Annotated in this window: 25 protein-coding genes and 1 other annotated feature; of the genes, 16 read left to right on the top strand and 9 right to left on the bottom strand. The window is 51.4% G+C overall.

Features of this window, described 5'->3' with window-relative positions; genetic code table 11:
• Positions 1–114: 114 nt before the first annotated feature.
• Positions 115–882 (top strand): DNA-binding transcriptional repressor YgbI, encoded by a 768-nt coding sequence (ygbI, locus tag QNH99_RS08550; RefSeq protein WP_283356207.1) that lies wholly within the window; start codon positions 115–117, stop codon positions 880–882.
• A 54-nt stretch (positions 883–936) separates the two neighbouring features.
• Here ygbI and QNH99_RS08545 read toward each other — a convergent pair whose 3' ends face one another.
• Both QNH99_RS08545 and QNH99_RS08540 read right to left on the bottom strand, forming a co-directional pair.
• Positions 937–2,295 carry an APC family permease gene (locus QNH99_RS08545; protein WP_063880136.1) on the bottom strand — a complete coding sequence of 453 codons (1,359 nt, stop codon included), beginning with the start codon at positions 2,293–2,295 and terminating at the stop codon, positions 937–939.
• A 375-nt stretch (positions 2,296–2,670) separates the two neighbouring features.
• Positions 2,671–4,086, bottom strand: a complete 1,416-nt coding sequence (locus tag QNH99_RS08540; protein ID WP_096010784.1) for a glutamine synthetase family protein — start codon at positions 4,084–4,086, stop codon at positions 2,671–2,673.
• A 212-nt stretch (positions 4,087–4,298) separates the two neighbouring features.
• On the opposite strand from QNH99_RS08540, the gene puuD reads away from it, so the two are divergent.
• Genes puuD through QNH99_RS08525 form a run of 3 tightly spaced genes read left to right on the top strand, consistent with a single transcriptional unit; the run spans position 4,299 to position 6,919 of the window.
• The gene (gene puuD, locus QNH99_RS08535; RefSeq protein WP_410517559.1) at positions 4,299–5,060 is read left to right on the top strand and encodes a gamma-glutamyl-gamma-aminobutyrate hydrolase; all 762 of its coding nucleotides are present in this window, start codon (positions 4,299–4,301) and stop codon (positions 5,058–5,060) included.
• On the top strand, positions 5,057–5,614 hold the full coding sequence (gene puuR, locus QNH99_RS08530) for an HTH-type transcriptional regulator PuuR (protein WP_096010786.1): 558 nt from the start codon (positions 5,057–5,059) through the stop codon (positions 5,612–5,614). Before puuD ends, puuR begins: the two co-directional genes overlap by 4 nt.
• Positions 5,615–5,641: 27 nt before the next feature.
• Positions 5,642–6,919, top strand: coding sequence for an NAD(P)/FAD-dependent oxidoreductase (locus QNH99_RS08525; protein ID WP_096010787.1), 1,278 nt, complete (start codon positions 5,642–5,644; stop codon positions 6,917–6,919).
• Between the two features lie 44 nt (positions 6,920–6,963).
• On the opposite strand, the gene QNH99_RS08520 is transcribed toward QNH99_RS08525, so the two are convergent.
• Positions 6,964–7,791 carry an SDR family oxidoreductase gene (locus tag QNH99_RS08520; RefSeq protein WP_063880141.1) on the bottom strand — a complete coding sequence of 276 codons (828 nt, stop codon included), beginning with the start codon at positions 7,789–7,791 and terminating at the stop codon, positions 6,964–6,966.
• Positions 7,792–7,969: 178 nt separating this feature from the next.
• Between QNH99_RS08520 and hisL the strand changes: the two genes are divergently transcribed.
• The 12 genes from hisL to QNH99_RS08460 all read left to right on the top strand — a co-directional run bounded on the left by hisL (position 7,970) and on the right by QNH99_RS08460 (position 18,038).
• Positions 7,970–8,017: a his operon leader peptide gene (hisL, locus tag QNH99_RS08515; RefSeq protein ID WP_100396937.1), complete on the top strand. Its 48-nt coding sequence runs from the start codon at positions 7,970–7,972 to the stop codon at positions 8,015–8,017.
• Positions 7,993–8,113, top strand: a sequence feature (His leader region). (Overlaps the previous gene by 25 nt.)
• 52 nt (positions 8,114–8,165) lie before the next feature.
• Positions 8,166–9,065, top strand: coding sequence for an ATP phosphoribosyltransferase (hisG, locus tag QNH99_RS08510; protein WP_063880142.1), 900 nt, complete (start codon positions 8,166–8,168; stop codon positions 9,063–9,065).
• A 3-nt stretch (positions 9,066–9,068) separates the two neighbouring features.
• On the top strand, positions 9,069–10,376 hold the full coding sequence (hisD, locus tag QNH99_RS08505; protein WP_410517558.1) for a histidinol dehydrogenase: 1,308 nt from the start codon (positions 9,069–9,071) through the stop codon (positions 10,374–10,376).
• On the top strand, positions 10,373–11,443 hold the full coding sequence (hisC, locus tag QNH99_RS08500; protein ID WP_109717339.1) for a histidinol-phosphate transaminase: 1,071 nt from the start codon (positions 10,373–10,375) through the stop codon (positions 11,441–11,443). The genes hisD and hisC overlap by 4 nt, the downstream gene beginning before the upstream one ends.
• Positions 11,444–11,445: 2 nt before the next feature.
• Complete coding sequence (hisB, locus tag QNH99_RS08495) at positions 11,446–12,513, top strand: bifunctional histidinol-phosphatase/imidazoleglycerol-phosphate dehydratase HisB (RefSeq protein WP_063880145.1); 1,068 nt, start codon at positions 11,446–11,448, stop codon at positions 12,511–12,513.
• Complete coding sequence (hisH, locus tag QNH99_RS08490; protein ID WP_063880146.1) at positions 12,513–13,103, top strand: imidazole glycerol phosphate synthase subunit HisH; 591 nt, start codon at positions 12,513–12,515, stop codon at positions 13,101–13,103. The genes hisB and hisH overlap by 1 nt, the downstream gene beginning before the upstream one ends.
• Positions 13,103–13,840, top strand: a complete 738-nt coding sequence (hisA, locus tag QNH99_RS08485; RefSeq protein WP_063880147.1) for a 1-(5-phosphoribosyl)-5-[(5-phosphoribosylamino)methylideneamino]imidazole-4-carboxamide isomerase — start codon at positions 13,103–13,105, stop codon at positions 13,838–13,840. The genes hisH and hisA overlap by 1 nt, the downstream gene beginning before the upstream one ends.
• A complete protein-coding gene (hisF, locus tag QNH99_RS08480; protein WP_410517557.1) occupies positions 13,822–14,598 on the top strand; it encodes an imidazole glycerol phosphate synthase subunit HisF in 777 nt (258 codons plus the stop codon). The genes hisA and hisF overlap by 19 nt, the downstream gene beginning before the upstream one ends.
• Positions 14,592–15,203: a bifunctional phosphoribosyl-AMP cyclohydrolase/phosphoribosyl-ATP diphosphatase HisIE gene (hisIE, locus tag QNH99_RS08475; RefSeq protein WP_096010791.1), complete on the top strand. Its 612-nt coding sequence runs from the start codon at positions 14,592–14,594 to the stop codon at positions 15,201–15,203. Before hisF ends, hisIE begins: the two co-directional genes overlap by 7 nt.
• An 88-nt stretch (positions 15,204–15,291) precedes the next feature.
• Complete coding sequence (locus tag QNH99_RS08470) at positions 15,292–15,771, top strand: YbaK/prolyl-tRNA synthetase associated domain-containing protein (RefSeq protein WP_410517556.1); 480 nt, start codon at positions 15,292–15,294, stop codon at positions 15,769–15,771.
• Between the two features lie 66 nt (positions 15,772–15,837).
• Positions 15,838–16,635 carry an ABC transporter substrate-binding protein gene (locus QNH99_RS08465; RefSeq protein ID WP_096010792.1) on the top strand — a complete coding sequence of 266 codons (798 nt, stop codon included), beginning with the start codon at positions 15,838–15,840 and terminating at the stop codon, positions 16,633–16,635.
• A gap of 104 nt (positions 16,636–16,739) precedes the next feature.
• A complete protein-coding gene (locus QNH99_RS08460) occupies positions 16,740–18,038 on the top strand; it encodes a succinylglutamate desuccinylase/aspartoacylase family protein (RefSeq protein WP_410517555.1) in 1,299 nt (432 codons plus the stop codon).
• A gap of 192 nt (positions 18,039–18,230) precedes the next feature.
• Here QNH99_RS08460 and wzzB read toward each other — a convergent pair whose 3' ends face one another.
• The 6 genes from wzzB to QNH99_RS08430 all read right to left on the bottom strand — a co-directional run bounded on the left by wzzB (position 18,231) and on the right by QNH99_RS08430 (position 24,939).
• The gene (gene wzzB / locus QNH99_RS08455; protein ID WP_096010794.1) at positions 18,231–19,235 is read right to left on the bottom strand and encodes an LPS O-antigen chain length determinant protein WzzB; all 1,005 of its coding nucleotides are present in this window, start codon (positions 19,233–19,235) and stop codon (positions 18,231–18,233) included.
• A gap of 96 nt (positions 19,236–19,331) precedes the next feature.
• Positions 19,332–20,741 (bottom strand): NADP-dependent phosphogluconate dehydrogenase, encoded by a 1,410-nt coding sequence (gene gndA / locus QNH99_RS08450; protein WP_096010795.1) that lies wholly within the window; start codon positions 20,739–20,741, stop codon positions 19,332–19,334.
• A 186-nt stretch (positions 20,742–20,927) separates the two neighbouring features.
• Positions 20,928–22,304, bottom strand: a complete 1,377-nt coding sequence (gene cpsG, locus QNH99_RS08445; RefSeq protein WP_109717345.1) for a phosphomannomutase CpsG — start codon at positions 22,302–22,304, stop codon at positions 20,928–20,930.
• Between the two features lie 4 nt (positions 22,305–22,308).
• Positions 22,309–23,052, bottom strand: coding sequence for a glycosyltransferase family 2 protein (locus QNH99_RS08440; protein WP_096010797.1), 744 nt, complete (start codon positions 23,050–23,052; stop codon positions 22,309–22,311).
• 2 nt (positions 23,053–23,054) lie between these two features.
• A complete protein-coding gene (locus QNH99_RS08435; RefSeq protein ID WP_410517554.1) occupies positions 23,055–24,470 on the bottom strand; it encodes a mannose-1-phosphate guanylyltransferase/mannose-6-phosphate isomerase in 1,416 nt (471 codons plus the stop codon).
• A 4-nt stretch (positions 24,471–24,474) separates the two neighbouring features.
• On the bottom strand, positions 24,475–24,939 hold the full coding sequence (locus tag QNH99_RS08430; RefSeq protein ID WP_096010799.1) for a GDP-mannose mannosyl hydrolase: 465 nt from the start codon (positions 24,937–24,939) through the stop codon (positions 24,475–24,477).

Below are 24,939 nucleotides of genomic sequence, written 5' to 3'. Positions count from 1 at the left end.
TGACTGATCAGCGCCTTTAACAGCCGGTTCAGCGGGGGAAACCGCGTTAAAATTTCCGTGTGCCTTCGTGAGCCGATGCTCTACAATGTGAAAAAATGATAAATCGAGGTAGTTATGATCCCCGTTGAGCGTCATCAACAGATCCTGGCTCTGGTGGCAGAGCGCGGCGTCATGAGCATTGCCGAGCTCACGGAGCGGTTTGGCGTGTCACATATGACCATTCGCCGCGATGTGCAAAAGCTGGAAGAGCAAGGCGCGGTGCTGTCGGTGTCGGGTGGCGTGCGTTCCGCTAACCGGCTGGCCAGTGAACCCTCGCATCTAACCAAGACGGCCCTGTTCAATGATCAGAAGAAGGCGATAGGACGACTGGCGGCCGAGCATATTCCGCGCAACAGCTGTATTTATCTGGATGCCGGCACCACCATGCTGGCACTGGCACGGGAAATCGCCGAGCGGGACGATTTGTTAGTGGTGACCAATGATTTTATGGTGACCAATTTGCTGATGGAGACAAGTCGTTGTCGGGTCATTCATACCGGCGGCACAGTATGTCGCGATAATCGCTCCTGCATTGGCGATGCGGCAGCGCGCAGCCTGCGCCAGTTGGCGATCGATATTGCGTTTGTTTCCACCTCAAGCTGGGGACTGCGTGGATTGTTTACGCCGGATGAAGATAAAGTGGCGGTGAAGCAGGCGGTATGTGACGTCAGCAGCAAACGTGTGCTGCTTAGTGACAGCTCTAAATACGACAAAATCGCCACCTGGCTGGCCTTACCGCTGGAGACGTTCGATGTCATTATTACCGACAGTCAGCTGAATGCGACGGGACGCGAAGCGTTGAGTACGGGGAGCTGGGAATTGGTGATCGCGCGGGAAAACTGAATGGATGCTGCCCTGCTCTGCTCCCGTCATCGGGAACAGAACAGGGCCAGGGTCTTACACTTCTTCGCTAAACTGCGGAACAGGATTGCGGAAACTGCGGGTCACAAACGCCAGATAAATAATACCAATGGCAGCCCAGATCAGGCCCAGCACCATTGAGCTTTGCTCCAGGTTTACCCACAGCGCACCCACGGTCAGCGCGCCCAGCATCGGCAGAACCAGATACTGGAAGTGATCGTTAAGGGTTTTGTTACGTTTTTCACGTACCCAGTACTGCGCGATCACCGACAGGTTCACGAAGGTAAAGGCCACCAGCGCACCAAAGTTAATCAGCGCGGTGGCGGTGACCAGGTCAAAGTTAATCGCCATCAGCGCCACGGCACCCACCAGAATGACGTTCAGGGACGGCGTGCGCCATTTTGGATGGATATAACCGAAGAAACGCTCCGGGAAGACACCATCACGGCCCATCACATACATCAGACGTGAAACACCCGCGTGCGCCGCCATGCCGGAAGCCAGTACCGTGACCACAGAGAAGACCAGGATACCGACCTGCAACGCTTTACCCGCCACGTACAGCATGATTTCAGGCTGTGAGGAGTCCGGCTCTTTAAAGCGCGAGATGTCCGGGAAGTACAGCTGCAGGAAGTAAGACGCCACGATAAACATCAGGCCACCAATCAGCGCGGTCAGGAAAATCGCACGCGGAATGGTACGTTCTGCATCTTTGGTTTCTTCCGACAGCGAGCTGATGCCGTCAAAGCCCAGGAACGAGAAACACAGAATGGTCGCCCCCGTAATCATAGGCACCACATGGGCGTTCTCCGACCAGAACGGCTTGCTGCTGACCACGGTTCCCGCGCCTTCACCGTGCGCCACACCGTAAATCACCATGGCCGTAATCCCGACCATCACCACAACCTGCAGGATCACAATCACGCTGTTGAAGTTGGCAACGGTTTTGATGCCCTTAAGGTTGGACAGCGTCATAAAGCCGACCAACAGCACCACGAAAATCCACGACGGGATACCTGGCACCAGGGTTTCAAAATAGTTTTTTGCCAGCAGGATGTTAATCATCGGCATGAACAGATAGTCCAGCAGCGATGACCAGCCCACCATAAAGCCGACATGCGGACTGATTGCCTTTTGAGCGTAGGTATAAGCGGAGCCCGCAGATGGGAAGCGGCGTACCAGCTTACCGTAACTCACGGCAGTGAACAGAATCGCAATCAGGGCGAAAGCATAAGCGGTGGCAACGTGACCGTCGGTCAGCCCCGAGACAATCCCAAAGGTATCAAACAGGGTCATTGGCTGCATGTAGGCTAAGCCCATCATGACAACCGGCAGTAACGTCAGCGTTTTTTTCAGTTGAGCACGTTGTGGTGCAGCAGAGGTATTAAGCGACATGCTTCAGTCCTCCTTGCGCAGCAACCTGACTGGGTTGACTCACAAGGATACTGCGCATTAAGCGACAGGGAGTAAGGTTTGCGGCAAGCGCGGCGCCGTAGTCGTCACGAAAACGTGTACCAGCCTGAGCCGGTAGAGTATTAAACATCCCCATCTTTACATCCTCTATCTCACGCCAATGCGTGTTTTCAGTGTTTATCTATCCGGGTACGCGCCCGGCCTCGGTTGTGTCAGCGAAAATTCACTCTGTGATAACGTGCAAAAAAATAACCGGCGCGGTGAGCGTCGGTTATGTTCTGAATTTGCAGGGGGCGTATTTTGCCCCAACCCAACGCATTATTTCAAGACGTTGTCGCATAGAATGCAAAATATTAATCAGGCGTTCTTTAACATCCAATCAATTTCCGTGGAAGTGATTAACCTTTCGAACTGCATTAGTTCATAATTTTTACAGCTAAACCACACTTTGGCAAACTTCTCACCCAGTAACTTTTGTAAAGGGTTGCTGTTTTCAAATTCATAAAGGGCATCACTTTGCCGTATCGGTAATGCCAGCCCTTCCGCCTCATGACCGTTACCTTTTACCGGCTGCGGTAAGGAGAGCGGCGTATCAAGACCGTGCAACATCCCGGCTAAAATCGCTGACATCACCAGATACGGATTCGCATCCGCCCCGGCAACCCGATACTCAATACGACGACTTTCTATATCGCCACAGGGGATGCGCAGCGCAACCGTGCGGTTGTTATGGCCCCAGGATGCCTGTAACGGCACATAGGCTTCCGGTACAAAACGGCGATAGGCATTCACGTTTGGTGCCAGTAGCGCCATGGAAGCCGGCATTAAATCAATCATGCCGGCCAGTGTGCGCTTCAGCAGCGGTGAGTCGCTGCCGTCGTCGCAGGCAAAGGCATTATGGTCGGCCGCATCCAGCATACTGATATGCACGTGCATGCCACTGCCTGCATAGTCCTCATAGGGCTTCGCCATGAAGGTCGCCGTCATGCCGTGATTTTCAGCCACCTGACGAATGAGGCGCTTAAGCTGAATGGCGTGGTCGCAGGCGCTCAGTACGTCCCGTGTATGGTGCAGGTTGATTTCAAACTGCCCAGGCGAGGCTTCTGCCAGCGCGCCGTCGGCTGGAATCCCCTGCAGGCGGGCCAGCGTGTCGATATCCCGTAGTACATCGGAGAAGTGATCAAGGTTGTCCAGAGAATAGACCTGGCTCTGCATATTGCGCTCGTCGCTGCCCGGTGCACAGGGCGGCTGAATAAAGCCTTCGGCATCGCGCTTTTTATCGACCAGATAGAACTCCAGCTCTACCGCTACCACCGGAAAAAGCCCTCGGTTACGCAGCTGTTGCCACAGCCGGTTCAGGACATTTCGGGGTTCAACGTCAAAGGGAGTGCCATCTTGGTTGCACATGGTTAACAGCAGTTGTGCAATGTGTTGCGGATCGGCGGCAGAGGGAACGAGCGTATCCGGAATGGGGAGGCAAAGATTATCGGGCTCGCCGAGAGACTGTCCCAGCCCGGCGTCTTCAACGGTGTTGCCAAGAATGTCCATGGCAAACACAGAAGCGGGGAAGTAGCAGCCTTTCTCCAGCTTCGCTAACGCGGAAACCGGGATGCGCTTACCACGAAAAACACCATTTAAATCATTCAGTAAAATATCAACGTACTGCGTTTCAGGGTGGCGCTCCAGCCAGTTTTTCACCTCTTGCTGGAACGCGCTGGTTCGTCTCTCTTCACTGTGCAACGTGAAGTCTTCTACTTCTACCAGGTTAGTCATGATTTCATCCGCCTTTAACCACAAAATGGGAGTGCGTAATGCTCAAAAAAACGGCCACACCTCTAACATAGCGCTAACACAAAAAGTGTGCAAATGTAACAAATCTGTTTGAAGATTCAGCGATGGGTTGCTAGATTGACAAAATATTGCACACTTAACCGTCAGTTATGCCCTTTTCGTCAAATATTTTGAACAGCTGTTGAGGGGGAAGCATGGGCATTATTTTTGACAAGCCGTTGATTGGCGTAGTGATGTGCCAGACTCATCACCAGGGCCATCCCGTCCAGTCGGTGCATAATAAATATCTTGATGCTGTCGTTATCGCCGGTGGCGCGCCGCTCGCTCTGCCTCATCAGCTTATGGCTGCCCCGCATCTATTAGAAAACGCTATGGCTGCACTGGACGGCATTTTACTGACCGGCAGCCCAAGCAACCTTGAACCCTGGCTGTATGGTGAAGAAGGCGAGGAACCGGACGCAGATGCAGGACGGGATCGTCTGGCCTTTAACCTGATTACGCACGCCGTGGGCAAACAGCTGCCGTTATTTGGCATTTGCCGCGGCATGCAGGAGCTGGTGGTGGCTAACGGCGGTGCACTTTATCGTCACCTCAATCAGCATCCCCAGTTTCAGCGCCATCACGATGATGCCGCCGCCCCGCTCCCCCAGCAGTACGCTCCCGCTCACGACGTCAATATTGAACCCGGCGGATTACTGGCCGCGCTGCTGGGTACTGCGCCGTTAAGCGTAAACTCGGTGCATCATCAAGGCGTTCGTGAAGCCGGGCCTCAGCTGCGCATTGAAGCCCGATCGCCGGACGGACTGATTGAGGCCATAAGCCTGGCCAGACATCCTTTCGCGCTGGCCGTGCAGTGGCATCCAGAATGGCAATTGAAACCCGCGACGCCTTCCTTTCAACTGTTTAACGGCTTTATTCAGGCCGCGCATCTCTACAAACGGGAAAAGCAACAATGAGCGATGCGACCCAGGCTCCCGGGCGACGCCTGTCGCAGATTCGTCAGGCGATGGGCTTATCCCAACGGCGCGTTGCTGAACTGGCTGGTCTCACCCACAGCGCGATCAGCACCATTGAACAGGACAAGGTCAGCCCGGCGGTCAGTACGCTGCAAAAGCTGTTAAAGGTCTATGGCCTGTCGCTGTCGGAGTTTTTCTCTGAGCCGAAGGGGCAGGATGGGCCAAAAGTGGTAGTGCGCGCCGGGGATCTGCTGGAGATCGGCAGCCAGGGCGTTTCACTGAAGCTGATTGATAACGGCACCACCCGGCGAGCCCTGGGCATGCTGCTGGAGACGTATCAACCCGGTGCCAGTACCGGGGAAAAGTTACGTCACGCGGGTGAAGAAACCGGCACGCTGCTGGAAGGTCAGATTGTACTGGAGATAAACGGTCAGCAATTTCACCTCTCTGCCGGTGAGAGTTATGTCATCGATACGGGCCTGCCACACAGTTTTACCAACCCTGCCGATGTGCCTTGTCGCATCGTCAGCGCCCATACGCCCGCTAATTTTTAACCCGGGTCGACAGCCAAGGAGCTTAATATGAATTATGTGGAAAATTACTACACTGCGACAAGGAATCCACATGCGCCCTGGCCGGTATTACAGGAGAGCGTTCAGTGTGACGTTTGCATCATTGGCGCGGGGTTTACCGGATTATCCGCCGGGCTGTTTTTAACCGAGGCCGGCTACGATGTGGTCCTGCTTGAAGCGTCACGGGTCGGCTTTGGTGCCAGCGGCCGTAACGGCGGACAGGCGGTCAACTCTTACAGCCGTGATGTGGATGTGATTGAGCAACGTTACGGCAACGATACCGCGAAAATGCTGGGCAGCATGATGTTTGAAGGCGGTGATATCATCCGTGACCGCATCGATCGTTACGCGATTGCCTGCGACTATCGGCCTGGCGGAATTTTTGCTGCCTTTAATGCCCGTCAGATGGCGCACCTGGCAAAACAAAAAGCAGCATGGGCGCGCTATGGTAATCATGAGCTTGAACTGCTGGATGAACGTGGGATTCGACGCGAAGTGGCAAGTGAACGCTATGTCGGCGGTTTGCTCGATAAACGTGGGGCACATTTGCATCCCCTCAACCTGGCACTGGGCGAAGCCGAAGCGATTCGCCGTCACGGCGGGCGCATTTATGAGCAGTCCGCCGCGTTAAGCGTCAACTATGGCTCACCTAATCGGGTGAAAACCGCTCAGGGGGAAGTCAGCGCCACCTTCCTGGTTTTTGCGGGTAATGCCTATTTACCTTCCGAACTGGAACCGCGCCTGAGCCGAAAAAGTATGCCCTGCGGCTCGCAGATTATTGCCACCGAACCGCTGTCCCGCGATCAGGCCCTGGCGCTGTTACCCAATAATTATTCGGTAGAGGACTGTAATTATCTGCTGGATTATTTTCGCCTGAGCGCTGACAACCGCCTGCTCTACGGCGGCGGGGTGATTTACGGCGCGCGGGAACCCGCCGACGTAGAGAAAATAATCCGCCCTAAGATGCTGCGCACCTTTCCGCAGTTACATAACGTGAAACTCGATTTCGCCTGGAGCGGCAATTTTCTGCTGACGATGTCACGTATGCCGCAGTTTGGTCGGCTGGAAAACAATGTCTATTTTATGCAGGGCGACAGCGGTCATGGCGTCACCGCAACGCATCTCTCCGGCAAACTGATCAGCGAAGTGCTGCGCGGTGATGCGGAACGCTTTGACGCTTTCGCCAGACTGCCTCATCTGCCCTTCCCTGGCGGACGGCGGTTTAAAGTGCCGCTGACGGCAATGGGCGCAGCCTGGTATGCGCTGCGCGACAGGCTCGGCGTCTGACAGCCGGTTCATACATTCATTGCCCGGCGAGGGGAAAACCGGGCTTATTCCAGAGGCATTTTTTGCGGGTCATCGTAGCGGTACTCAAAACCCAGCTCGTGACAAATCCGCGAACCGTCTATTAGCTTACCGCTGTCGTCACCGGCTTCAGGCGCAAAGGTCGGTGGCGTCATGCCCAACTGGCGTGAGACGCCGGGGTAGAACTGCGCACGAGACGGATGTTTCAGAGAGCACAGGTTGAACGTGCGCCCGCCTTTAGGCGTTTGTAACAGCAACAGGATGGCCTCAACCACATCATCAAGGTGAACCAAATTGACACCATGTGAACCGTTGGGCAGCGCCAGCTTACCGGCCAGGAAACGTCCCGGATGACGCTTTGGCCCCACCAGCCCTGCCAGACGCAGAATATCCACGCTGGTGCCAGGTAAATCATGCAGCCAGTTTTCCAGCTCCACCAGCGTTTTGCCCGCCGTGGTTTCCGGTTGCAAGGCGCTTTTTTCGGTTTTGATGCCTGAGCTGCCGCCATAGACGGATGTCGAGCTGGTAAAGATAATACGCGGTACGTTACGGGCCAGCGCCGTGTCTACCACGTTTTGCACCGCCTGTACGTAAGCGTCCCCGCCCTCTGCCGTGCGGCTGGCGGGCAAGGTGACGACCAGCGCGTCAACGTCGAACAGCACGTCCAGATCTTCCGCATCGCAGATAAGGTCGGGCGTCAGTTCCAGTTGAAACGCGTCGATACCGCAGCGACGGGCCGCCTCAACGCCATCCGGCGTGGTTTTACTGCCGGTGACCTGCCAGCCCCTGGCGGTTAACGCCGTGGCTAACGGCATCCCCAGCCAGCCCAGTCCTACTATTGCGACCTTTTTCATTTTGTCTCCTGCTGCAGACTTCAAGATGTTCTCATCTTAAGCCTCCGCTGAGTTGCAAACCAGTTCAAAGTGTTTCGGCGCTTTGCGAATAACAACATTAAAAAAGAGTTGCCAATTTCAACTATCTTCGTTAGGTTAATTCCACACAAATGAATAACTTTTCATTATCGAGAATTTTATGACACGCGTTCAGTTCAACCATCATCACCACCATCACCCTGACTAGTCTTTCAGGCGATGTGTGCTGGAAGACGTCTAGGATCTTCCAGTGGTGCGAACGCAAGAGAACCCCCGGAAGATCGTCTTCCGGGGGTTTTTTTATGGGCTGACGCAAATCAATCATTCAGGACAGGTCAATCAAGGGGACAGGAACGATGTTAGACAATAGCCGTTTACGCATAGCTATGCAGAAATCAGGTCGATTAAGCGATGATTCACGCGAGCTGCTGGCACGCTGTGGTATCAAAATTAATCTTCAGCAACAGCGTCTGATCGCCTTTGCGGAAAATATGCCTATTGATATCCTGCGGGTGCGCGATGACGATATTCCGGGACTGGTAATGGACGGCGTAGTGGATCTGGGCATTATCGGCGAGAACGTGCTGGAAGAAGAGATGCTGAACCGCCGCGCGCAGGGCGAAGACCCGCGTTATTTCACGCTGCGTCGCCTGGATTTTGGCGGTTGCCGCCTGTCACTGGCCATGCCGGTTGACGACGCGTACAGCGGCCCGCAGGGCCTGAACAATGCCCGTATCGCCACCTCCTATCCTCACCTGTTAAAACAGTATCTCGACAAGCAAGGCGTCAACTTTAAATCCTGTTTATTAAACGGCTCGGTAGAAGTGGCACCGCGTGCTGGTCTGGCCGACGCGATCTGCGACCTGGTCTCCACCGGCGCGACGCTGGAAGCGAACGGCCTGCGCGAAGTCGAAGTCATTTATCGCTCAAAAGCCGTGCTGATTCAGCGCGACGGCGAGATGCCAGCCGCCAAGCAGGAGCTGATCGATAAAATGATGACCCGCATTCAGGGCGTGATCAAAGCGCGTGAATCGAAATACATCATGTTACACGCGCCAAGCGAGCGTCTCGAAGACGTGATCAGCCTGTTGCCGGGTGCCGAACGCCCGACTGTCCTGCCGCTGGCGGGCGATGTCAGCCGCGTGGCGATGCACATGGTGAGCAGCGAGACGCTGTTCTGGGAAACCATGGAAAAACTCAAAGCGCTGGGTGCCAGTTCTATTCTGGTGTTGCCAATCGAAAAAATGCTGGAGTAAGCGATGAGCAAAATCATGACGCCCGTGAACTGGCAAGCGTGCAGCCGCGAGGAGCAACAGGCGCTGCTGGCGCGCCCCGCACTCTCCTCATCTGACAGCATCAGTCAGATTGTGCGCGACGTGTTGGTCAGGGTGAAAGACGAGGGTGACGCGGCGTTACGTGAATTCAGCGCGCGCTTTGACAAGGTCGACGTAAAAACGCTGCGCGTCACACCGCAGCAGATTCAGGCCGCCAGCGATCGTATTGGTGACGAACTGAAGCAGGCGATGGCAGTAGCCATTGGCAATATTGAAACCTTTCACCGTGCGCAGATCTTACCGCCGGTGGATGTGGAAACGCAGCCCGGCGTGCGCTGTCAGCAAATTACGCGCCCGGTACAATCCGTCGGTTTGTATATTCCTGGCGGTTCTGCCCCGCTGTTCTCTACCGTGTTGATGTTGGCGACGCCTGCACGCATTGCCGGTTGCGGTCGCGTCGTGCTGTGTTCGCCTCCGCCCATTGCGGATGAAATTCTCTACGCAGCGCAGCTCTGCGGGGTAGAAGAGGTGTTTCAGGTTGGTGGTTCACAGGCGATTGCCGCCCTGGCCTTTGGCACGGAAAGCATTCCTAAGGTGGACAAAATTTTCGGCCCGGGCAATGCCTGGGTGACCGAGGCCAAACGTCAGGTGAGCCAGCGTCTTGATGGCGCGGCGATTGATATGCCCGCCGGTCCGTCGGAAGTGCTGGTGATTGCCGATGAAGGTGCGACACCGGCTTTCGTGGCCTCTGACCTGCTGTCACAGGCGGAACACGGCCCCGATTCGCAGGTGATTCTGCTGACGCCTTCCCAGGCGCTGGCTGAGCGCGTCGCCGACGCGGTTGAAGAACAGCTGGCCCAGTTGCCACGCGCCGCGACTGCCCGGCAGGCGCTGGAAAGCAGCCGTCTGATCGTGGCCCAGGATATGCAACAGTGCCTCGACATTTCCAACCGATATGGCCCGGAGCATCTGATTCTGCAAACCCGCGCGCCACGGGATCTGGTCGAACACATCACCAGCGCCGGTTCGGTTTTTCTGGGAGACTGGTCGCCGGAATCAGCGGGTGACTATGCATCCGGTACCAACCACGTGCTGCCCACCTATGGCTACACCGCGACCTGCTCCAGCCTGGGCCTGGCCGACTTTCAGAAACGCATGACCGTGCAGGAACTGACACCGCAGGGCTTCCTGAACCTGGCGGCGACCATCGAAACCCTGGCGGCGGCCGAACAGCTGCATGCCCATAAAAATGCCGTTACGTTGCGCGTTGCCGCACTCAAGGAGCAAGCATGAGTCAGGATATTGAACAGCTGGCACGGGCTAACGTGCGGGCACTGACGCCCTATCAGTCCGCCCGTCGTCTGGGCGGCAATGGTGATGTCTGGCTGAACGCTAACGAGTTCCCGCTGCCGGTGCCCTTTGAGCTGTCGCAGCAAACCCTGAATCGCTATCCGGAATGCCAGCCGAAACAGGTGATCACGCGTTATGCGGCCTATGCCGGTCTCACGCCAGAGCAGGTGCTGGTCAGCCGTGGTGCAGATGAAGGCATTGAACTGCTGATGCGTGCATTTTGTGAGCCGGGGAAAGATGCCATTCTTTTCTGCCCACCGACCTATGGCATGTACAGCGTCAGTGCCGAAACCATCGGCATTGAATACCGTACCGTTCCGGCGCTGAAAGACTGGCAGTTGAACCTGCCCGCGATTGCCGAACAACTCGACGGTGTGAAAGTGGTCTACATGTGCAGCCCGAATAACCCCACCGGTAATCTAATTGATCAGGACGATATCCGTCAGTTGCTGGCGATGACCGCCGGAAAAGCGCTGGTCGTCGCGGACGAAGCCTATATTGAGTTTTGCCCCCAGGCGACGCTCGCGGGCTGGTTAAAGGATTATCCGCACCTGGTGATTCTGCGTACCTTATCGAAAGCTTTTGCGCTGGCTGGCCTGCGCTGTGGCTTTACCCTGGCGAATAAGCCGGTCATTGATTTGCTCATGAAAGTGATTGCGCCCTATCCGCTTGCCACACCGGTCGCCGACGTCGCGGGCCAGGCCCTGAGCGAGGAAGGCGTTGCCCTGATGCGCCAGCACGTGGAAGAGCTGAATGCCAATCGCCGCTGGCTGTTTGAGCAGTTACCACAGATTCGCGCCGTAGAGCAGGTTTTTCCCAGCGAAACCAACTATATTTTGGTGCGCTTTACTGACTCGCCGCGGGTCTTTAAAACCTTGTGGGATCAGGGCATTATTTTGCGTGACCAAAACAAGAATCCCGGCCTTGCAGGTTGTCTGCGTATCTCTGTGGGAACCCGAACAGAGTGCGAACGCCTGATCGCCGCGCTGCAAGCCTTATCTCTGGAGTAAGCATGAGTCAGAAGACCCTTTTTATTGACCGCGATGGCACGATTATCTCTGAACCTCCGCAGGATTTTCAGGTGGATCGCATGGATAAGCTGGCATTTGAGCCGGATGTGGTGCCCGCGCTGCTGGCGCTTCAGGACGCAGGCTATCAGCTGGTGATGATCACCAATCAGGACGGTCTGGGCACGGACAGTTTTCCTCAGGCCGATTTTGATGGCCCGCACAATCTGATGATGCAGATCCTGAACTCGCAGGGCATTCGCTTTAGCGACATTTTGATCTGCCCACATAAGCCAGACGATCACTGCGACTGCCGCAAGCCAAAAACCAAAATGGTGGAAGCCTGGCTGGCAGAAGGCGCACTCGACATCGCGCAAAGCTATGTGATTGGCGATCGTCAGACCGATATTCAGCTGGCCGAGAACATGGGCATTCAGGGCATTCGCTACGGCACAGAAGGTCAGGACTGGAAAGCCATTCAGCAACAGCTGACACAGCGCGATCGCTATGCACTGGTACAGCGCAACACCAAAGAAACCCAGGTGCGCGTCGAGGTCTGGCTGGACCGTGAAGGCGGTAGCAAAATCAATACCGGTGTGGGGTTCTTTGACCACATGCTGGATCAGATTGCCGTACACGGCGGCTTTCGCATGAACATCGAAGTGAAAGGCGATCTGTACATCGACGATCACCACACGGTTGAAGATACCGGCCTGGCACTGGGTGAAGCACTGCTGAAAGCCCTGGGCGATAAGCGCGGCATTGGTCGTTTTGGCTTTGTGCTGCCAATGGACGAATGCCTGGCGCGCTGCGCGCTGGATATTTCCGGTCGTCCGCATATCGAATTCAAAGCCGAATTCAGCTACCAGCGCGTGGGCGATCTCAGCACGGAGATGGTGGAACATTTCTTCCGTTCGCTGTCCTACGCCATGATGAGCACCCTGCACCTGAAGACGAAAGGTAAAAACGACCACCACCGTGTGGAAAGCTTGTTCAAAGCCTTTGGCCGTACGCTGCGTCAGGCCATTCGCGTGGAAGGAAATACCCTGCCGAGCTCGAAAGGAGTGCTCTAATGAACGTGGTGATCCTGGATACGGGCTGTGCCAACCTGTCATCGGTAAAGTGGGCCGTTGAACGTCTGGGCTACGCGCCAGAGGTCAGCCGCCATCCTGACGTGGTGCTGCGCGCCGATAAGCTGTTTCTGCCGGGCGTAGGCACGGCGCAGGCCGCCATGAATCAGTTAGAAGAGCGCGAGCTTATTGAGCTGGTCAAAGCCTGTACGCAACCGGTATTAGGTATTTGTCTGGGGATGCAACTGCTGGGCAGCCACAGCGAAGAAAACGGCGGCGTGCCGACGCTGGGCATTATCGACCAGCCGGTTTCGCTGATGGATACTCAGGGGTTGCCGCTGCCGCACATGGGCTGGAACCAGATTACCTCGCAGGCCGGAAATCATCTGTTTCGCGGCATCGATGAAGGCAGCTATTTCTACTTCGTCCACAGCTATGCCATGCCGGTAAACGCCAGCACCATTGCCCAGTGCCACTATGGTCAGGCCTTTACCGCCGCAGTGCAGAAAGATAATTTCTTTGGCGTGCAGTTCCACCCGGAACGCTCTGGCAAAGTGGGCGCACAGTTGCTGAAAAACTTCCTGGAGATGTAATGATTATCCCCGCATTAGATTTAATCGATGGCAAGGTCGTGCGCCTGCATCAGGGTGATTATGCGCAACAGCGTGATTACGGCAGCGATCCCCTGCCCCGGTTGCAGGACTACGCAGGCCAGGGCGCAACGGTATTGCACCTTGTTGACCTGACCGGTGCCAAAGACCCGGCTAAACGCCAGATTGCCTTACTGAAAAACCTGCTCAACGGCGTAAATGCGATCGTGCAGGTTGGCGGTGGTATTCGTACCCGGGATGACGTAAAAGCGTTGCTGGATGCGGGCGCCAGCCGGGTCGTTGTCGGTTCAACCGCCGTGAAACAGCCCGAGGACGTCAAAGCCTGGTTTCAGGAATTTGGCCCCGAGGCCATCGTGCTGGCGCTGGACGTCCGTATTGATGCGGCGAACCGTAAAGACATCGCCATCAGCGGCTGGCAGGAAGCGGCCGGTGTGACGCTGGAAGAGGTGATCGAACAGTTTCAGCCCGTTGGCCTCAGGCATGTCCTCTGCACGGATATTTCCCGCGACGGTACGCTCAGCGGCTCGAATGTGGAACTGTATAAAGAAGTGACCGCCCGCTTTCCGCAGATTGCGTTTCAGTCGTCGGGCGGTATTGGTGAACTCAGTGATATTGCCGCCTTACGCGGCAGTGGCGTTCAGGGCGTGATTGTCGGGCGTGCGCTGCTGGAAGGTAAATTTACGGTTTCGGAGGCAATAGCATGCTGGCAAAACGGATAATCCCCTGTCTTGATGTGCGTGACGGTCAGGTGGTGAAAGGCGTTCAGTTTCGTAATCATGAAATTATCGGTGATATCGTGCCGCTGGCGCAGCGCTATGCGGAAGAAGGGGCCGACGAACTGGTATTTTATGATATCACCGCCTCATCGGATGACCGAGTGGTGGATAAAAGCTGGGTTTCGCGCGTCGCTGAGGTTATCGATATTCCTTTCTGCGTGGCGGGCGGGATTAAAACCCCGGAAGATGCGGCCCGGATTCTGGAGTTTGGTGCGGATAAAATCTCCGTCAACTCACCTGCCCTGGCCGATCCTTCCTTGATCACCCGGCTGGCCGACCGCTTTGGCGTGCAGTGCATCGTAGTGGGCATTGATACCTGGTTCGATGATGCCAGCGGCAAATATCATGTTAATCAGTACACGGGCGATGAATCCCGGACGCGCGTCACCCAATGGGAAACGCGCGACTGGGTGCAGGAAGTGCAGAAGCTTGGCGCAGGTGAGATTGTGCTGAACATGATGAACCAGGACGGCGTGCGCAATGGCTATGACCTGGTACAGCTAAAGACAATGCGTGAAGTGTGCAAGGTGCCGCTTATCGCCTCCGGTGGCGCAGGTACCATGGCCCACTTCCTTGAGGCCTTTGAACAGGCCAACGTTGACGGTGCCCTTGCGGCATCGGTGTTTCACAAACAGATTATTAATATCGGCGAGCTGAAACGCTTTCTGATCGACAACGGTGTGGAGATTCGCGCGTGTTAACTGAACAACAGTTGTCCCGGTTAGACTGGGAAAAGACCCAAGGCATGATGCCCGTTATCGTCCAGCACAGCGTATCTGGCGAAGTTCTGATGCACGGTTATATGAACCAGGATGCGCTGAAGAAAACTCTGCAGGACGGTAACGTGACGTTTTTTTCACGTACCAAAAACCGGCTGTGGACCAAAGGTGAAACCTCTGGTCACTTTTTGCAGGTCGTCAGCATTACGCCGGACTGTGACAACGACACGTTGCTGGTGCTGGCGAACCCGATTGGCCCAACCTGTCATCTTGGTACGTCCAGCTGCTTCTCGCCTGCTGCCCCTGACTGGACGTTCCTCTATCAGTTGGAACAACTGCTGGCATCACGCAAAAGCGCCGATCCGGACAGCTCTTACACCGCGAAACTCTATGCCAGCGGCACCAAGCGCATCGCACAGAAAGTCGGTGAAGAAGGCGTGGAAACCGCACTGGCGGCGACGGTGAACGATCGTGAAGAGCTGACCAATGAAGCCTCGGATCTGATCTATCACCTGCTGGTACTCCTGCAGGACCAGGCGTTAGACTTCAGCACGATTATCAGTAATCTGCGCGCCCGTCATAAGTAGATTGTCCTCTCTACTGCTCCTCCGTCAGGCGGGCAGCAGCGTTACAAAAAGGCGCGGTGGCGCCTTTTTTATTAAAACGGAAAAGCCGATGCTCAGTACCCATGAAAAATTGATCGCGCTGCTCGATCAACATCAGGCACGTTACCGGCTGGTCGCCCATCAGCCCAGCGGCAAATGTGAAGCCGTCGCACAACTCCGCGGCACCGATGTCGGTCAGGGTGCAAAGGCGCTGGTGTGCCATGTCAAAGGCAATGGGGTTAAACAGCATGTGCTGGCGGTGTTGCCGGCCGACCAGCAGGCGGACCTGTCCAAAGTGGCTGCGGCAGTGGGCGGACGCCGAGCCTCACTCGCCTCACCGGCGGAAGTGGACAGCCTTACCGGCTGTGTATTTGGCGCTATTCCGCCATTCAGCTTTCATCACGATTTACTGCTGATTGTCGATCCGCTGCTGTTTGAACGTTACGATGAGATTGCGTTTAATGCGGGCGTGCTGGACCACTCCGTCATCCTGAACACCCAGGATTACCGTGCACTTTGTGGGGCTAACACTGTGAAAATCATCCTCTAATTGCCATCACCCCGGTCGAAAGGTACTCTGCGTAATACAACATTACGACAACAGAAGATCTTAACTATGGCAACGAAAACCCTCAAAACTCGCCTGCGCGCTGCGCTGGCACTGGCCGTGCTTGCCGGTTGCGCGTTCGGCGCACAGGCAAAAATCGAACAGGTCCGCTTCGCCGTCGATCCCACCTATCCGCCTTTCGAATCAAAAACCCCGCAGGGCAAACTGGTGGGGTTCGATATCGACTTAGGCAACGCCCTGTGTGCACAGATGCAGGCGAAGTGCGTGTGGGTGGAAAGTCAGTTCGACGGCATGATCCCGGCACTCAAAGCCCGTAAATTCGATGCCATCCTGTCTGACATGGGCATTACAGAAGAGCGTTTGAAGCAAATCGACTTTACCCAGCCGCTTTACGATACCCACACTCAGCTTATCGCACGCAAAGGTTCTGGCCTGTTACCGACGCCAGAGTCGCTCAAAGGGAAAACGGTTGGTGTAGAACAGGGCACGGTGCAGGAACGTTATGCCCGCGCAAAATGGCAGCCGCATGGCGTCACCGTAGTGCCTTACGGCGATCAGGCCCAGGTGGAAAGCGATTTAGTGGCCGGACGCCTTGACGCGGTCTTTACCGATGCCGCGCAGGCCGCCAATGGTTTTCTGAAACAGCCGCAGGGCAAAGATTTTGCGCTCGCAGGCCCGATTGTTCAGGACCCCATTATCGGTCCAGGCACGGCTATTGGCCTGCGCAAAGATGACACCGAGCTGAAAACGGCGCTGGATAATGCCTTTGATGAAATCAAGAAAAACGGCACCTTTGATAAGATTCAGAAGCACTATTTCTCGACCGACATTTCCATTCAAAAGTAAGGTCATGAAGGGCATTTTCGCCCTTCGGCCTCTGCAGGGCTATACTCAATGACTTTATGGGCAGCGCTTGCTGCCCTGAACCGACAAAAGGACATTAACACGGTATGTACCAACAACATCACCCCTTGTTAAGCGCCTCTCTCGGCACCCAGCGTGAAATCATCAGTTTTCATTTTGGCGATGACCCTACGCGACAGGTTTATATCCAGGCAGCCTTGCATGGGGATGAAATACCCGGCATGGCTGTCGCGTGGTTTTTGAAACAGCGTCTGCAAACCCTGGAGTCCGCCGGGCGGTTGAAAGCGTCGTTTACGCTGATCCCGGTTTCTAATCCTCTGGCGCTCAGCCAGCACTGGCATGGCACTCATTTAGGGCGATTTCATACCCAGACCGGTCAAGACTTTAACCGTAAGTTTCCGTCGCTTGGCGCCTCGCTGGCTAATGAACTGGCCACTGTCCTGACGCCAAACGAAACCCAGAACAAGCGGCTGATTCGCGATGCGATCGATCGCCACTACCGTGATACCGTGCCCAAAACGGAGCTTGAAGCACAGCGTTTCACGCTGATGCGCATGGCCAGCCAGGCTGATTTAATGATCGACCTGCATTGCGACTGGGAAGCCCTGCCGCATCTGTATACCACGCCTCATGCGTGGCCGGAGGTTGAACCGCTGGCACGCTGGTTAGGCAGTGAAGTTCAACTGCTGGCGCAAATTTCTGGTGGAGAGCCATTCGATGAAGCCTGTTGTGAACCCTGGCTGACGCTGGCTGACCGCTTTAGCGAACAGTTTCCGATGCCGCAGGGCTTGTTACCTGTGACGCTTGAACTTCGGGGCGTGCGCGACGTGTCACCAGAGCAGGCGGAGCAGGATGCCGATGCGATTATCAGCGCGCTACAGGAGTCGGGCTACATTACCGCCAGTGAGGCTGCCGTTTCTGTCGAAGTCGCGGCACCGGTTATCGGCGGTGATGAGCTGGTGTCGGTCGCCAGCGGCGGCGAAGATGTAGTAGGCGTTGACGAGAGCGGTACCGGACTCGGCGCTCCGGGTGTGGCAACGAGCATTGATGAAAGCAGCATCATTAAACAGCGTCATATCGAAGGGACATCCGCCCTGTCGCCTGCGCTGAAAAATCCCCCTACTCCGCTTGCGGGTTGCGAATATGTTCACTCGCCGGTGTCGGGACTGATTCTGCATCGTAAACCTCTGGGTGCGCTTATCAGGCCAGGTGAAGTGGTCGCGGAGATTGTCGATCCGGTAACGGACCATATCACACCACTGGTGGCGGAGTTCGGTGGGATACTTTATGCCCGTCACTGGGCCAGATTTGCCACTGCAGGGATGTTGGTGTTGAGGCTGGCGGGAGAGAAGTCGGTGAGGAGTGGGGATTTGTTGGTTCAATAAGGTAAAAACTACAATTTTTAATAAATGTTCAGGATGTGGAGGTGATTTACCACCTACTCACAGATTTTACGAAAGATCTTTTAATCCTGATGCCATCAAAATAAAAAAAAGCTCATTTTACAATGAGCTTTTTCTAACAATTACAATATCAACCTATCATTTTAGATTTCTTAGATGCGTCAATCGCCTTTATTATTTTTGCTTGTAACTGTAAAAAGCATTACGTGTAATAACAAACAATGCTCCAATAATTGCACCGCCTATTATAGCAAGAAATAATATAAGGCCCTTTTTAGGACTGTCTCGCCTAAATGGAAGATCCGCTTGAGAAATGTATCGATAGGATTGGAGGTTTTCAACCTCGACTTTTAGATGCGTCACAGCCAGCAAAGCGCGCTGAGCTTCATAATACTCTTTGCTATAATCAAGAGGTTTAGAATTCTCGTTTGTCACCATAGCATTCAGTGCATCAGTACCCAGCAAATATAAGGTATCATCAGAGAGAAATTCTGCCTGATTAACTTGCAGCTTATCGACGTTGGATGCCTGAGCAACTTTGAGAGCCTGCTTGATTACATCAAGTCGGTGCTCTTTTTGATTAATGGCAACCTGAGTATAGGTATCGAGCGTATTTGTCAGTTCCCTTGTTTTCACTCCAAGGTTACGCTTAATATCATCACCATAATCTCTCACAACATCAGCATTAACATTATCAATATATTTTGAAAGTTGTGATTGTGCTTCTTTAGCCGTGCTTCCAACAAATGAGATATTGAGTGCATCATCTCTTCCTTTGATGGGCTCTACTCGTAACGACAAAGGCTCTTCAAGGTTGGCAAGTGCGCCTGACAAGGCATTTAGAGAAGCGCTGAATCGGCCAAACAGTTGATTTTGTAACCCACTTAATGAAGGTTTATCTTGTGGTGTATCTGCATATACAATAGCTAAAGCAGCATTGTAGTTAGCAACCTGCCCTGCAGCGGGTAAAGTTACTGTAGCTTGCGATGTCCATTTTTCCTTAACCACACTCACATATATTATTGCTATAATAAGCGCCGTCATCATCCCAATGACAATAAATTTCTTACCTTGCCACAGCTGAAAAACAACATCTATTAAGTCAAGCTCATTGCTTGAAACAGAATTATTTTCATGGGCTGCAGATCCTTTACCTTTAGTGGAAATATTTTCATTCATAAAAATTCAACTCGGGATAGACTGTTTCCAATCGCGTTATATGCAAAAAGGCGAACTAAAAAACGAAACCTCCCAGAAGGGAGGTTTCGTTATAAATCAATCTAACCATTCAGTATGGAAAACGCCATCTTTATCGATGCGCTTATAGGTGTGCGCACCAAAATAATCACGTTGAGCCTGAATCAGATTAGCAGGCAGAACCTCTGAACGATAGCTATCGTAGTAGGCAATAGCGGCTGAGAAAGTCGGTGTTGGAATACCATTTTGTACGGCATAAGCCACAACATCACGCAGCGCTTGTTGGTACTGGTCAGCAATATCTTTGAAGTAAGGCGCAAGCAGCAGGTTAGCAATGCCTGCATTCTCTGCATACGCATCCGTAATTTTCTGCAGGAATTGCGCACGGATAATACAGCCAGCACGGAAAATCTTCGCGATTTCACCATACTGCAGATCCCAGTTGTTCTCGTCTGATGCTGCACGTAGCTGTGAGAAGCCCTGTGCATAAGAAACGATTTTACCCAGGTACAGAGCGCGACGGACTTTTTCAATGAATTCAGCTTTATCGCCGGTAAAAGCGTTAGCCTGAGGACCGCTCAGAACTTTTGAAGCAGCGACACGCTGAGTCTTCAGTGAAGAAAGATAGCGCGCAAACACAGATTCGGTAATCAGCGACAGCGGCTCACCGAGATCCAGGGAACTCTGGCTGGTCCATTTACCCGTACCTTTGTTGGCTGCTTCATCAAGAATCACATCGACCAGGTAGTGACCTTCTTCATCTTTCTTAGTGAAAATGTCCTTGGTGATATCGATCAGATAACTGCTCAGTTCACCGTTATTCCACTCAGTAAAGGTTTCAGCCAGTTCTTCATTGTTCAGGCCGAGCGCCCCTTTCAGCAGAGCATAGGCTTCGGCAATCAGCTGCATATCGCCGTATTCGATACCGTTATGAACCATCTTAACGTAATGACCAGCACCGTCCGGACCGATATAAGAGACGCAAGCCTCACCGTCCTCCGCACGTGCAGCAATCTTATCAAGAATAGGCGCAACCAGCTCATACGCTTCTTTCTGGCCACCAGGCATGATTGAAGGGCCTTTCAGTGCACCCTCTTCGCCGCCAGAAACACCAGTACCGATGAAGTTGAAACCCTGATCTGAAAGCTCTTTATTGCGACGGATGGTATCTTTATAGAAAGTATTCCCCCCATCGATCAGGATATCGCCCTTATCAAGGTGTGGAGTCAGAGAAGCAATCGTTTTATCTGTTGCTTCACCGGCTTGTACCATCAGAAGGATACGACGCGGTTTTTCCAGTGAATCAACAAACTCTTCAACGGTGTAGAACGGCGCAAGCTTCTTGCCTGGATTCTCAGCAATCACTTCATCAGTCTTCTCACGTGAGCGGTTAAAGACAGAAACGGTGTAGCCGCGGCTCTCAATATTAAGTGCCAAGTTGCGTCCCATTACTGCCATACCTACAACACCGATTTGTTGCTTAGACATATCTACTCCTGTCTTGATGTGAAATCAGCAGTACACGACTGCTTTTAATGTGTTGACATGTTATCCCATGATAACGAGATGAGGGAAGTAATTGATGGTTTCAGCATATATCGTTAAACCATAAAAACTTAAAATTTACAGGTGTACTAAACGCAACTAAACTAAAAGACATTTTTGACTTTAGGTTTAATTGGATAAATTTAAAAGGTCCAATACTTCAGATGTTTTAGATTGCATCAATTGAATATTGCCTCGTGATTCTACATTCAAACGCACCACAGGCTCCGTATTCGATCTTCTCAAATTAAAACGCCATGTTCCAAAATCAAGACTAATTCCATCAGTAAAGTCTTTACTTTCTGCAATATCTTTGTAGTGCTCGAGCACACGCTCGATCGATGCGTCAGGATCAGCTAATTTTATATTTATTTCACCAGATGAAGGATAGGCGGCGATCCTTTCTGAAACCAGTTCACCTAAAGACACGTTTTTAAGACTAACCAGTTCAGCGATCAACAACCAGGGTATCATTCCACTATCACAATAAGCAAAATCTTTGAAATAGTGATGCGCGCTCATCTCTCCACCATAAATCGCATCTTCTTTGCGCATGCGTTCTTTAATGAATGCATGGCCTGTCTTAGACATGATCGCCTGCCCCCCGACTGAGGTAACAATGTCAATAGTGTTCCATGTCAACCGAGGATCATAGATTACTTTATCGCCAGGATTTTTCTTGAGGAAAGCTTCAGCAAGTAATCCAACGATGTAATAACCTTCAATAAATCTTCCTTTTTCATCGAAGAAAAAGCAGCGATCGAAATCACCATCAAAGGCTATCCCAAAATCGGCGTTATGCTCTATAACCGCTTTTTGCGTATCTTCACGACATTCGGGCAAGAGCGGATTGGGAATACCATTAGGGAAATGGCCGTCGGCATTATGGTGAATTTTTACTATTTCGACAGGTACATTATTTTCTACGAATCTTTTTTCGATAGCATCAATGACATGCCCAGCTACACCGTTACCGCTATTGACGACCAACTTCAGGGGTTTTAAGTTCTTGAGATTGATACTACTTATGATATGAGAAACATATTCGTTAAGGGTTGATATTTTCGAATAAGTCCCTTTAACGCTACTCTCAACAGGACTAAAAATAGCGGACTCAGCAAGGGACTGAATCTCTCTCAAGCCGGTGTCACCACTAACGGGCTTTGCGCCTGCCCGGACAAGCTTCATACCATTATAATTTATAGGATTATGGCTCGCCGTTACTTCAATACCGCCATCGCAGCCTAAGTGAAATGTGGCAAAGTAAATTTCTTCAGTACCAACCATACCCAGATCAAGTACATTAACCCCCGAATCCTGGAGGCCCTGAGCAAGAGCAAGTTTAAGCTCTTCACTTGTAAGTCTTACATCGCCACCTACAACCACTGTTTTAGGTTGTAAAAATTGGCCGAAAGCGCGGCCTATTTTATAAGCAATATCATTATTAAGTTCGTCGCCAAGTTTCCCACGAATATCATATTCTTTAAAACAAGTTAATTTTTTCATATCATTACTTGATGAATTGAGGAAGTTTAGAAAGATTTTTACATATCAGAACAACTGGCCAAAACAAGCCATTTTTTTTGATAACATCAATATCTTCTTTGGATTTCTTAATAATATTACTGAGTGATCGATTGCTTTCTCCGCCCACCCTCATCGAAATCAGAACTTTTGGGAGATAAAATACTGAGGCTTTGTGAACATATAAATATCGCAGCAAGGAATCATAATCTGCTGAGATTCTGTATGAAATATCAAATGCGCCCCACTCATCATATTTTTTCTTTTTCATGTAAAAAGTGGGATGCGGGGGCATCCATCCAAACTTAAGTTTTCTAATATCGAAGACACCACTATGCCATTTACGAACCACTTTATTCATGTTCTTTTGAGAAACATAATTAAGGTCAGAATAAACAGCATCAACATTATTATTACTAAAACTATTTACAATATCCGACACCGCGGAAGGATATGAAAAAACATCATCCGAGTGAAGAAAACCTACAATATCACCTGTTGAATGAAGGATGCCTTTATTTAAAGCATCATAAATACCTTTGTCCGGCTCGCTAATTATTTTAGAAATCCGTGAACTGTGTTCTTGTGCAACAGCGAGTGTGTTATCCTTAGATCCGCCATCAATAATAATAAACTCGATGTCATCATAATCTTGAGACTCTAATGATAAGACAGTATCTTTGATTGTTTTTTCACTATTATACGTTGCTGTAATTATAGAAACTTTCATTCTTAATATCCTGTCCCGTCATCACCAATACGGATGACATCGTCTTCAGACAAGTATGTTCCTGTACGGACTTCAATGATCTCAAGAGGAAGAACACCAGGGTTTTCGATAGCGTGCGCTTCACCTATAGGTATATATATAGATTCGTTTTCTGTAATTAGGTAACTTTGCTCGCCTTTATATACTCTTGCAGTACCAGATACAACAATCCAGTGTTCAGCACGATGATGATGTATCTGAGTTGCAGTGCGCTGCCCCTGTTTTATAGTCAATTTCTTAACATGAAAACGGGCACCTTCACTTATAGTATCATGTGAACCCCATGGTCTGAATACCTCACGGTGCTGAAGATGTTCACAACGGTCATCAATTTTTAACTGTTGAACAATATCTTTAACGCCCTGCACTTTATCTTTATGTGCAATTAATACTGCATCTTTAGTTTCGACAACGACTAAATTATCAATTCCAACAGTGGCAACAAGTTTATTTTGAGAGTATATATAACTATTGGATGTATCTGAAGTAACGACATCACCTCTGATAGCATTGTCATTTTTGTCTTTAGTGTTTATTTCCCACAAAGCAGACCATGAACCTACATCACTCCATGCTGCATTCATTGGAACCAGGACAGCGTCCTGGGTTTTTTCCATCACAGCGTAGTCAACCGATTCATCTGGGCAATTTTTGAATGCGGTGTCATCTAAACGTATAAAATCAAGATCGGTATGTTGACCAAGTAAGGCTTTTTCACAGTGTTCTAAAATTTCTTTATGAAACTTTCTTATTTCTTTTAAGAACACAGAGGCGCGAAATAAAAACATCCCGCTATTCCAATAATACTTTCCAGAGGATAAGTACTCTTGAGCAGTTTCAAGATTTGGTTTTTCTACGAAAGAATCTACTTTAAAGGAGTAATCATTTACATTAGCGCCTTGCTTGATATAGCCATATCCCGTTTCAGGGCGGTCAGGTACAATACCAAATGTAACCAGCTTACCAGACTCAGCAAGAGGAATAGCATTTTCAACTGCGGTTAAGAATGCTTGTTCATCCTTAATTACGTGATCTGCAGCCAGTACTAACATAACAGGATCGTCTAAGTTCTTAACTGCCTGTAACGCCGCTAAAGTTATTGCAGGTGCTGTATTTCGCCCCACAGGCTCCAGGAAAATCCCTCCATGTTTTATATTATGTTGCCGGAGTTGCTCAGCGACAATAAACCTGTGCGATTCGTTACATATTAAATACGGTGAAAGATGAGGCAAAGAATCAACACGCTTAATCGTTTCCTGCAGCATGGTTGCATCAGAGGTAAGTGCAAGGAATTGCTTAGGATATAATGTTCTCGATAATGGCCATAAACGACTACCCGAACCTCCAGCCATAATAACAGGTAACAATTTTACTGACATAAGATCAATGCCTTTCTTGAAAATAGTTTTTAGTATAGGTGTGAACGGAATCAGAAACTAAAAGTTCTTCTTTGCTGAACCATTTAAATTTCGCATGCTGTATGTCAGGCATACTTTCTGAATCAGATACATTAAATATAGCGTAAGCGAGAACAACATAATGCGTTTTAACATCGTCACTGACGAATGAATCGTCATAATGATGTTCATAAACACCTTTAAAGGTAGCAAGATCAATATCTAAGTTAAGATTTAACTCATCATACGCGATCCGTTTAAAGGCATTAGGGATTGTTTCCGATTTAAATATCCTGCCACCCGGTACAAACCAATAGTTTTGTGCAGGTTTATTATTTCTATATCCTAGTAAAACTTCACCTTTAGAATTTTCAACAATAAGATCAATAGAAATTAAAGGCGCATTAGCGATAACAGACTCAAATAAATCTTTGCTTAGTCGGTGTACCAT

The organism is Pantoea allii, assembly GCF_046529425.1.
GTDB lineage: Bacteria > Pseudomonadota > Gammaproteobacteria > Enterobacterales > Enterobacteriaceae > Pantoea > Pantoea allii.
Note: the sequence above shows the minus strand (reverse complement) of the source record. Positions and strands in the feature narration are given on the sequence as shown.